Source organism: Hymenobacter lutimineralis, assembly GCF_008271285.1.
GTDB classification, from domain to species: Bacteria; Bacteroidota; Bacteroidia; order Cytophagales; family Hymenobacteraceae; genus Hymenobacter; species Hymenobacter lutimineralis.
Genome location: NZ_VTHL01000024.1, coordinates 61,916 through 71,335, shown reverse-complemented (window position 1 = coordinate 71,335; position 9,420 = coordinate 61,916). Strand labels below are relative to the sequence as shown.

Here is a 9,420-nt window from a genome sequence, read left to right as displayed (position 1 = left end):
GAGCTCGGCCAGCGAGTAGCCCAGGCTGAGCTTGGCGGCCACGAAGGCCAGCGGGTAGCCCGTGGCCTTGGAGGCCAGGGCCGAGGAGCGGGAGAGGCGGGCATTCACCTCAATGACGCGGTACTGCTCCGAGTAGGGGTCCAGCGCGTACTGAATGTTGCACTCGCCCACGATGCCCAGGTGGCGGATGGTCTGGATGCCGATGGCGCGCAGCTTGTGGTACTCGCGGTTGCTCAAGGTCTGCGACGGGGCCACCACGATGCTCTCGCCGGTGTGGATACCGATGGGGTCGAAGTTTTCCATGTTGCAGACGGTGATGCAGTTGTCATAAGCATCCCGCACCACCTCGTACTCGACTTCCTTCCAGCCTTTCAAGGACTCTTCCACCAGAATCTGGTCGGAGGTGGAGAAGGCCTTCTGGGCCAGGGCGCGCAGCTCGTCGGGGTTGTTGGCGAAGCCGCTGCCCAGCCCGCCCAGGGCAAAGGCGGCGCGCACGATGATGGGGAAGCCAATCCGCTCCCCGGCCGCCAGCGCGTTCTCCATCGTCGTCACGGCTTCGCTGCGGGCCGTAAGCACGCCGATCTGGTCGAGCTTTTCCTTGAAGATGTCGCGGTCCTCCGTGTCGATGATGCTCTGCACGGGCGTGCCCAGCACGCGCACCTGGTACTTGTCGAACACGCCGGCGCGGTACAGGGCCACGGCGCAGTTCAGGGCCGTCTGCCCGCCGAAGGCCACCAGAATGCCGTCGGGCTGCTCCTTCTGGATGACCTGCTCGACGAAGTAGGGCGTCACGGGCAAAAAGTACACGTCGTCGGCCAGGCCCTCGGACGTCTGCACGGTGGCAATGTTGGGGTTGATCAGGATGGTGCGGATGCCTTCCTCTTTCAGGGCCTTCAGGGCCTGCGAGCCGGAGTAATCGAACTCGCCGGCCTCCCCGATTTTCAGGGCACCGGAACCGAGGATCAGTACTTTGTTGGGTTTGTGCATTCTAGGGGTTGGGTAACAGACCGGGGAGAAGGGTCGTGTTAAAAAAGCGCTGTCGGGTGTCGGGGGATGCTACTGAGCGGCCTTGTACGCGGCCACCGCTTTGAGAAAGTCGTCGAAGAGGAACTCCGTGTCCTGGGGGCCGCCGGCGGCTTCGGGGTGGAACTGGGTGGAGAAGAAGGGCTTGGTCTGGTGCTGGATGCCTTCGCAGGTGCCGTCGTTCAGGTTCTCAAACAGCATGGTCCACTCGCTCGGCAGCGTTTTGGGGTCCACGGCGAAGCCGTGGTTCTGGCTGGTGATGTAGCTGCGCTGGGTGCCGGTGCGCTTGACCGGCTGGTTGTGGCTGCGGTGCCCATACTTGAGCTTGAACGTGTCCCCGCCCGCGGCCAGGCCCATGAGCTGGGAGCCCAGGCAGATGCCGAAGATGGGCTTGTCCTGCTGCAGGGCTTTCTGCAGGTGCTTGATGGTGGCCTGGCACATCTTCGGGTCGCCGGGGCCGTTCGAGAGAAACAGGCCGTCGTAGTCGAGCTGGGTGAAGTCGTAGTCCCAGGGCACGCGGATCAGTTCCACGTCGCGCTCCAGAAAGCAGCGGATAATATTGGTCTTGGTGCCGCAGTCCACCAGCACGATCTTGTGCTGGCCGTGGCCGTAGTGCTGCACGCCCGCGGGGCTGACCTGCGCCACCAGGTTCTCCAGGTTCGGGTCGTGCATCGGAATATCTTCCTCGGCCACGATTTTGCCCAGCAGGGCGCCCTTCTCGCGCAGCTTCTTGGTCAAAAGGCGCGTGTCCACCCCGCAAATGCCGGGAATGTTGTACTCCTTGAGCCAGTCGCCCAGGCTCTTGGCCGCGTGCCAGTGGCTGTGCTCCTGGGAGTAGTAGTTGACCACCAGACCGGCCACGTGCACCTTGTCCGACTCGAAGATGCGGGAAATGGACTCGTAGAGTTCCTCGCCCGGCACGCCGTAGTTGCCCACCATCGGGTAGGTCAGCACCAGGATTTGCCCGGCAAAGGACGGATCGGTCAGGTTCTCGGGGTAGCCCGTCATGGCCGTGCTGAAGACCACCTCCCCGGCCGCGGAGGTATACGCGCCGAAGGACTCGCCTTCGAGTTCAGTGCCGTCTTCCAGAATCAGTTTTACTTGGTTCATCTATAGTGTTTGGGATGTAGAGAAGCGACTTTTCGCGTCTCTATCGTTGCTGACGAAGACAAGCCAGCGGATTAGAGCGGGCCGTTCACCGACGAGACGCGAAGTGTCGCGCCTCTACACCGCCTTAGTCCAGCGCGGAGGCCTGCTGAATGACGTTTACCGATTTCTCCGTCAGGGCATATAGCGCCTGCAGGAACCGGTCAACTTCAGCCTTCGTGATGTTCAGTGGGGGGAGCAAGCGCAGTACCGTTGGGTCGGAGGCGTTGCCTACGAAGATGTGGAAGTCCGAGAGCAGCTTGTCGCGCACGTCTTTAATGGGGAAGTCGTACTTAATGCCCACCATCAGGCCGCGGCCGCGTATTTCCTCAGCCCTGGCGTTGGCTACCAACTCCTGCCGCAGGTAAGCGCCTAGCTCGGCAGCATGGTGCAGCAGATCTTCCTGCTCAATAACTTCCAGCACGGCCAGCGCCGCGGCACAGGCGAGGTGGTTGCCGCCGAACGTAGTGCCCAGCAGACCATAGGACGCCTTCAGCTCCGGCGCAATCAGGATACCACCGATGGGGAAGCCGTTGCCCATGCCCTTGGCTACCGAAATAACGTCGGGCCGGATGCCAGCGTGCTGGTGGGCGAAGAACCTGCCGCTGCGGCCGTAGCCGCTCTGCACCTCGTCGGCAATCAGCAGCGCGCCGTATTGTTTGCACAGCGCGGCTAGGCCAGTCAGGAACTCATCGGATGGCATGATGATGCCGCCCACGCCCTGGATAGGCTCGATAATGGCCGCGCACACGTCGCCGCCTTGCAGCACCTGCTCCACCGCCGCCAGGTCGTACTCCACGAAGGAAATGGCGTGGTCGGCGTTGAAGGGAGCCACAATTTTCGGGTTGTCGGTAGCCGCTACCGCGCCGGACGTACGCCCGTGAAAAGCGCCTTTGAAGGCCAATACACGCTTTTTGCCAGTGTGGAAGGAGGCCAGCTTCAACGCATTCTCGTTGGCCTCGGCCCCGGAGTTGCACAGAAACAGCGAGTAGTCCTCGTAGCCCGACACTTGGCCCAGCTTACGTGCCAGCTCCTGCTGAATCGGAATCTGCACCGAGTTGGAGTAGAAACCGATGTTCTGCAGCTGCCCGGTGAGGCGCTGCACGTAGTGCGGGTGGCTGTGACCGATGGAAATAACGGCGTGGCCGCCGTAGAAATCCAGGTACTCCTGGCCCTTATCGTCCCATAGTTTCGCCCCCAGCGCCTTTACCGGCGTGATGTTGACGAGCGGATATACGTTGAAAAGCTCCATGGTTTGTAGAAGTGAGAGCTGAGAGGTTAGAACTTAGAGACGCTCGGCATAACTCAGAAGAAGTACGTCATTCCGAGCTTGCCGAGGAATCTCGCGTGCTGATGTTGCAATGCTATTCTGGACGTCAGAGCAGGCGAGATTCCTCGACTTCGCTGCGCTACGCTCGGAATGACGTTCTGATGGGTTAAAACAGTCCCGCTTTCAAATTCAGCCCCGTCGTTTCCGGCAGACCAAACAGCAGGTTCAAGTTCTGCACTGCCTGGCCCGAAGCGCCCTTCACCAGGTTGTCGATAACCGAAGTGATGAGCAGCTGCTTGCCGAATTTTTGCACGTGCAGCAGGCACTTGTTGGTGTTGACTACCTGCTTGAGGTGAATTTCCTTATCCGAAACCGTGGTAAAAGGCGCATCGGCGTAGAACTTCTGGTACAGCTCCCGCGCCTCCTCCTGGGTCAAATCCGACGGCGTATAGACGCTGGCGAAGATGCCGCGCGAGAAGTTGCCGCGGTACGGGATGAAGTGCATGGCGCTTTCCAGCTGCGGCTGCAGCTGCGCCAAGCTCTCCCCTATCTCGCCCAAATGCTGGTGAGTGAACGGCTTGTAGATGGACACGTTGTTGGTGCGCCACGAGAAGTGCACCGTCTCCGACAAGCTCTGGCCCGCGCCCGTGCTGCCCGTAATAGCCGACACGTGCACATCGTCCGTTAGCTTGCCCGCCTGCGCCAGCGGCAGCAGCGCCAGCTGAATAGCGGTGGCAAAGCAGCCGGGGTTGGCAATGCTCTGGGCCTGCTGAAGGCGGCTTCGGTTCAGCTCCGGTAGCCCGTACACAAACTCCCGACCTTGAAACTCTGCGTCGGCTTCCAGGCGGAAGTCGTTGCTGAGGTCGATGATGTGCGTCGTTTCGGGTAGTTCGTGCTGAGTCAGCCAGGCTTTGGAGTTGCCGTGGCCCAGGCACAGAAACACTACGTCTTCATCACCAGCCAGCTCCGAGGTAAATACCAGGTCCGTCTCCCCTACCAGGTCGTCGTGGACCTGGTAGATCGAGTTGCCGGCGTTGGAGGAGCTGACGATGGCGCCCAGCTCCGCGTACGCATGGTGCAGCAGAATGCGGATCAGCTCCCCCGCCGTGTAGCCGGCTCCGCCGACGATGCCAACCTTAATTTTCATCGTTGAACGAGCCGTGAATCCGCAGCTGGTTGCTGAAGATCTTGATGAAGCCTTTCGCGTCGCGCGAGTCCCAGGCATTGTTTTCCTCGCCGTAGGTGGCCACCTTCGACTGCATCATGTCGAAGTCCGACTCAATACCGACCAATTCGAATTGGTAAGGCTTCAGGGTCACGTATACCGTCCCCGACACCCGCGCCTGCGACGACTCCAGGAAAGCTTCCATGTCGCGCATCACCGGGTCGAGGTACTGTGCCTCGTGCAGCAAGGTGCCGTACCAGTTGGCGATGTAGTCTTTGTGCAGCAGCTGCCAGCGCGAGGAAACGTGCTTTTCCAGCAGGTGGTGGCCTTTGATGAGAATCAGGGGCGCGGGTGCCTCGAAGCCCACGCGACCTTTGATGCCCAGAATCGTGTCGCCCACATGGGTATCGCGCCCGATGGCGTACTGCCCGGCCAACTCGTTGAGGGCGATAATCAGGTCCACTGGGTTCATTTGCTTGCCGTTCAAAGCCACCGGCTCGCCTTCTTCAAAGGTAATGCTGATTTCCTGGGGCTCGGTCTTGCTCAGCTGGGTCGGCCAGGCCGATTCCGGCAAGCCCTGGCGCGAAGTCAGCGTTTCCACCCCGCCCACGCTAGTGCCCCAAATGCCCTTATTGATGGAGTATTTCGCCTTTTCCCAGCTCATTTCCACCCCATTCTGCTGCAGGTACTCAATCTCCTGCTGGCGCGACAGGCCCAGGTCGCGGATGGGCGTAATGATTTCCGTGTCGGGCGAAATCACCGAAAATGCCACGTCGAAACGTACCTGGTCGTTGCCGGCCCCGGTGCTGCCGTGGGCAATGTAGTCGGCCTTGTTTTCGCGGGCGTACTCGGCCAGGGCCAGGCTCTGGAACATCCGCTCGGCACTCACACTCAGCGGGTACGTGTCGTTTTTCAGGATATTTCCCGCCAGCAGGTAGCGCAGGCACTCCTGGTAGAACCGCTCGGTCACATCGATTACTTCGTGGCGCGTGGAGCCCATTTCGTAGGCCCGCTTCTCGATGCCGGCCAGCTCCTCCTGCGAGAAGCCACCCGAGTTGACGATGACCGTGTGGACCTCCAGGCCCAGCTCTTTCGTCAGATACACAACGCAATAGGACGTATCCAAACCGCCGCTGTAGGCGAGAACTACCTTTTTTTTCATCAAATGAGAGCTTAGAACTGAGGTGTTAGAGCTTAGAAAGCAGAAGTTGAAAGGCGGACATGAGCGTAAGAGCAGCTCGTTAGCACGACGCTTAGCTCTGACTTCTCACTTCTAGGTGCCCTACCGCTCCTGTGACAGGATTTCGATGGTATGCTGGCTGAAACTATCGTCCAGGTTGTCGTACACCATGCCGGTGCAGAGGCACATTTTGCGCTCATTCTCCAGCAGGATGCCGTAGTTTTTGCAGCTGGAGCAGCCCTTCCAGAAGTCGTCCGACTGCGTCAGCTCGGGGAAGGTGACGGGGCGGTAGCCCAGCTCGTTGTTGATCTTCATCACGGCCGCGGAGGTGGTGATACCGAAGATTTTAGCGGCAGGGTATTTGGTGCGCGACAGTTCAAACACGCGGTGCTTGATGGCACGGCCCAGCCCCTCCTTGCGCAGCTCGGTGTTCACAATGAGGCCCGAGTTAACCACGAACTTGGCGTCCTCGAAGGTTTCGATGTAGCAGAAACCGGCCAGTTGGTCATCGATGAAGGCGATGATGGAGTCACCCTTTTCCATCTTCTTAATCAGATAGTTAGGATCACGCTTGGCAATGCCCACCCCCCGCGCTTTGGCGGACTCGGCATACCATTGACAGAGGGTTTCCACATACTGCGCATCGGCAGCATTGGCGACTCGTAAAATCATGGTCAGGACTCGGTTAGTGGCCGGGGTTATACGGCTACAGACTCGGAAAGACGAAAAAGGGAGGATGCAGGCGAGGCTGCTGAGGGCTCCGGCAGCAGGGCCGGAAGCAGGAAAAAACCCGGAAGGGCGGTGGGCCAGGCAGGCCAGGGAGCGGGGCGTTCCGGCCGGGGGCCGGAAGAAGTCACACTAAAAGTTACACTCGGACTAAGGTCGGTTGATTCGTGAAGAGTCTCTTGGGGCGGGCTCCGGAGGGAGGACCCGGCGTCGGTTCGCGGTAGAGGCGGAACCCGGACGTACTATTGCAGCCAGCGGTTAAGCTGGCATGATTCGCACGACCAGACAAGGTCGTCGCAGAAGCGCAATAGCAGAGAGTTGAATCATGACGGTTGCCGCGGGGCGGCGAGGGAGTGTTTCGCGGTTTAAATCGTTTAAACCGTGAATTCGTTGCAATACTAGATGTTTTTTTTTGGAAACTTTACCGCTCCTGGGGCAAAAAAGATTATTCCTACCGGCGGTATTTCCCGCAATTCTGCCCGGGAGCGGGCAACCTTTTTGGCCATTTTGGGGCCGTAAAGGCAATTTCTTCCTCCCTCCTACTGTATGCGCGAAGGCCTGAAAATTTTTAAAATCGGCGGCGGAATCATTGACGATGAACGCCAGCTGCGGCAGTTTCTGCGGGAGCTGGCCCAGGTGCCGGGCCGCAAGCTGCTGGTTCATGGCGGGGGCAAAGGCGCCAGCCAGATGCTCCGCGACCTAGGCATTGAGCCCCAGATGGTGCAGGGCCGCCGCATCACCGACGCGGCCACCCTCGACATCGTGACCATGTTCTACGCCGGCAAAACCAACAAGCAAGTGGTGGCCGGCCTGCAGGCAGAAGGCGTAAATGCCCTGGGCCTTTCGGGGGCCGACGGCAACGCCATTCAAGCCGTGAAGCGCCCCGTCAGGGACGTCGACTACGGCTTTGTGGGCGACCTGCCAGCTCATGCGGTGAATGTGCCCCTCCTCCGCCAGCTGCTGGAAACGGACCTGGTGCCCGTGTTCTGCGCCATCACCCACGACGGCGCAGGCCAGCTGCTCAACACCAACGCCGACACTATTGCCAGCACCCTGGCCCGCGCCCTGGCTCCGCACTACGCCGTGGCCCTGCACTACTGCTTCGAAAAGGACGGCGTGCTGCGCGACGTGAACGACGACACCTCGGTGATTCCGCAGATAACCGCCGCCGAGTACCAGGCGCTGAAGGCCGCGGGCGTTATTGCGGCCGGCATGGTGCCCAAGCTGGATAACGCCTTTGCCGCCCTGGAAGCCGGGGTGGAGCGGGTGGTTATCGAGCACGCCCTGCGCATCAACGAGCCCGTAAAAACCGTGCTATGCCGGAGCTAACCCCCCTCGCCGACGACGCCATTGAGCTGCTGGCTCAGCTGGTGCAGACGCCCTCCTTCTCCCGGGAAGAAGACCAGACTGCCGAGCTTATTTTCCGGTTTCTGACGTTCCACGGGGCCCGCCCCCAGCGCGACGCCAACAACGTGTGGGCCGTATCCAAGCACTTCGACCCGGCCAAGCCCACCATCCTGCTCAACTCCCACCACGACACCGTAAAGCCCGGCGCGTCTTGGACTTACGACCCGTTCGGCGCGGTGGTGGAAGGCGACCAGCTGACCGGCCTGGGCAGCAACGATGCCGGGGCTTCGGCGGTGAGTCTGCTGGTTACGTTTCTGCACTTCCACGAGCAGGAAAATCTGCCTTACAACCTGATCTGCGCCATTACCGCGGAGGAAGAGGTGTCGGGGGTGAACGGCATCCGACGGCTGCTGCCGCTGCTACCGAAGATTGACCTGGGCATTGTGGGCGAGCCGACGCAGATGGACCTGGCCGTGGCTGAAAAGGGCTTGGTGGTGCTCGACTGCGTGGCCCACGGCCGCACCGGGCACGCCGCCCGCGAAGAAGGCGAAAATGCCCTCTATACAGCCCTCGACGACGTGCAGCGCCTGCGCGGGTTCCGGTTCGAGCGGGTGTCGGAGCTGCTGGGGCCGGTGAAGCTGACGGTAACGCAGATCCAGGCTGGCACCCAGCACAACGTGGTGCCCGACCGCTGCACCTTCGTGGCCGACGTACGCACCAACGAGCTGTATACTAATGAGGAAGTCGTGGATATTGTACGCGGTCAGATTAAGGCCGACGTGACGCCGCGCTCCACCCACCTGAATTCCTCCCGCATCCCGCTCACGCACCCACTGGTGCAGCGCGGCTTGGCGCTGGGCCGCCGTACTTTCGGCTCCGTTACCCTCTCCGACCAGAGCATGATGCCCTTCACCACCGTCAAAATCGGCCCCGGCGACTCGGCCCGCTCCCATACCCCCAACGAGTACATCCTGCTCAGCGAAATCCGGGCGGGCGTGCGGGGCTACGTGGAGCTGTTGGATGGGCTTGAGCTGATGGCTTAGGCGTTTTCGATGGCTGCCATGTCGATTTTTTGCATCTGCATCATAGCTGCCATCTTGCGCTGCCGCTGGGCAGGGTCGGCGCTGCCCAGTAGCTGGAACATGTTGGCCGGGGTGATCTGCCAGGAAACGCCAAAACGGTCTTTCAGCCAGCCACAGTCGCCGGGCGCCCCACCATTAGCCGTAAGCTTATCCCACAGCGCATCGATTTCGGCTTGATTGGCGCAGCTTACGGACAATGAAATGCCCGTACTGAACGTGAAGTATGGCCCGCCGTTCAGGGCCACGTACTTTTGCCCGGCCAACTCAAACTCCACCGTCATCACGCTACCGGCGGGCATGTACGTGCCGGCGCTGTAGTGCGTCACGCGGGTGATTTTTGACTCCGGAAAAAGGCTGGTATACAACTGCGCCGCTTCTTCGGCCTGGTCGTTGAAAGTCAGGAACGTGGTAATCTTCTGCATAGCGGAGGAGGATGGTGAAGAACTTACCTAAAGGTAGGGAACCGCTCTACCCTGATACG

The 9,420-nt window shown here is 60.6% G+C and carries 9 protein-coding genes; 2 read left to right on the top strand and 7 right to left on the bottom strand.

Annotation, left to right across the window (positions count from 1 at the left end):
* The 6 genes from FY528_RS18290 to FY528_RS18265 form a co-directional block, all read right to left on the bottom strand.
* Positions 1–987 (bottom strand): ATP-binding protein (locus FY528_RS18290; RefSeq protein WP_149072467.1); only part of this gene is annotated, 987 nt, incomplete at its 3' end.
* A 69-nt stretch (positions 988–1,056) separates the two neighbouring features.
* Entirely contained in the window at positions 1,057–2,133 is a 1,077-nt protein-coding gene (gene carA / locus FY528_RS18285; RefSeq protein ID WP_149072466.1) for a glutamine-hydrolyzing carbamoyl-phosphate synthase small subunit, read from the bottom strand.
* Positions 2,134–2,257: 124 nt separating this feature from the next.
* The gene (locus FY528_RS18280) at positions 2,258–3,421 is read right to left on the bottom strand and encodes an aspartate aminotransferase family protein (protein ID WP_149072465.1); all 1,164 of its coding nucleotides are present in this window, start codon (positions 3,419–3,421) and stop codon (positions 2,258–2,260) included.
* A 184-nt stretch (positions 3,422–3,605) separates the two neighbouring features.
* Positions 3,606–4,586: an N-acetyl-gamma-glutamyl-phosphate reductase gene (gene argC, locus FY528_RS18275; RefSeq protein ID WP_149072464.1), complete on the bottom strand. Its 981-nt coding sequence runs from the start codon at positions 4,584–4,586 to the stop codon at positions 3,606–3,608.
* The gene (argG, locus tag FY528_RS18270; RefSeq protein ID WP_149072463.1) at positions 4,576–5,766 is read right to left on the bottom strand and encodes an argininosuccinate synthase; all 1,191 of its coding nucleotides are present in this window, start codon (positions 5,764–5,766) and stop codon (positions 4,576–4,578) included. Before argG ends, argC begins: the two co-directional genes overlap by 11 nt.
* Positions 5,767–5,886: 120 nt before the next feature.
* The gene (locus FY528_RS18265; RefSeq protein WP_149072462.1) at positions 5,887–6,456 is read right to left on the bottom strand and encodes a GNAT family N-acetyltransferase; all 570 of its coding nucleotides are present in this window, start codon (positions 6,454–6,456) and stop codon (positions 5,887–5,889) included.
* 600 nt (positions 6,457–7,056) lie between these two features.
* Between FY528_RS18265 and argB the strand changes: the two genes are divergently transcribed.
* Positions 7,057–7,839: an acetylglutamate kinase gene (argB, locus tag FY528_RS18260; protein WP_149072461.1), complete on the top strand. Its 783-nt coding sequence runs from the start codon at positions 7,057–7,059 to the stop codon at positions 7,837–7,839.
* Positions 7,827–8,900 carry a M20 family metallo-hydrolase gene (locus FY528_RS18255; protein WP_149072460.1) on the top strand — a complete coding sequence of 358 codons (1,074 nt, stop codon included), beginning with the start codon at positions 7,827–7,829 and terminating at the stop codon, positions 8,898–8,900. The genes argB and FY528_RS18255 overlap by 13 nt, the downstream gene beginning before the upstream one ends.
* On the opposite strand, the gene FY528_RS18250 is transcribed toward FY528_RS18255, so the two are convergent.
* Complete coding sequence (locus tag FY528_RS18250; RefSeq protein ID WP_149072459.1) at positions 8,897–9,361, bottom strand: VOC family protein; 465 nt, start codon at positions 9,359–9,361, stop codon at positions 8,897–8,899. The two genes, FY528_RS18255 and FY528_RS18250, sit on opposite strands and share 4 nt — an antisense overlap.
* Between the last annotated feature and the right edge of the window lie 59 nt (positions 9,362–9,420).

Bases quoted from the DNA above. Each gene is read 5' to 3' on its own strand.
- carA (WP_149072466.1), bottom strand. From the start codon at position 2,133: ATGAACCAAGTAAAACTGATTCTGGAAGACGGCACTGAACTCGAAGGC.
- FY528_RS18280 (WP_149072465.1), bottom strand. From the start codon at position 3,421: ATGGAGCTTTTCAACGTATATCCGCTCGTCAACATCACGCCGGTAAAG.
- argC (WP_149072464.1), bottom strand. From the start codon at position 4,586: ATGAAAATTAAGGTTGGCATCGTCGGCGGAGCCGGCTACACGGCGGGG.
- argG (WP_149072463.1), bottom strand. From the start codon at position 5,766: ATGAAAAAAAAGGTAGTTCTCGCCTACAGCGGCGGTTTGGATACGTCC.
- FY528_RS18265 (WP_149072462.1), bottom strand. From the start codon at position 6,456: ATGATTTTACGAGTCGCCAATGCTGCCGATGCGCAGTATGTGGAAACC.
- argB (WP_149072461.1), top strand. From the start codon at position 7,057: ATGCGCGAAGGCCTGAAAATTTTTAAAATCGGCGGCGGAATCATTGAC.
- FY528_RS18255 (WP_149072460.1), top strand. From the start codon at position 7,827: ATGCCGGAGCTAACCCCCCTCGCCGACGACGCCATTGAGCTGCTGGCT.
- FY528_RS18250 (WP_149072459.1), bottom strand. From the start codon at position 9,361: ATGCAGAAGATTACCACGTTCCTGACTTTCAACGACCAGGCCGAAGAA.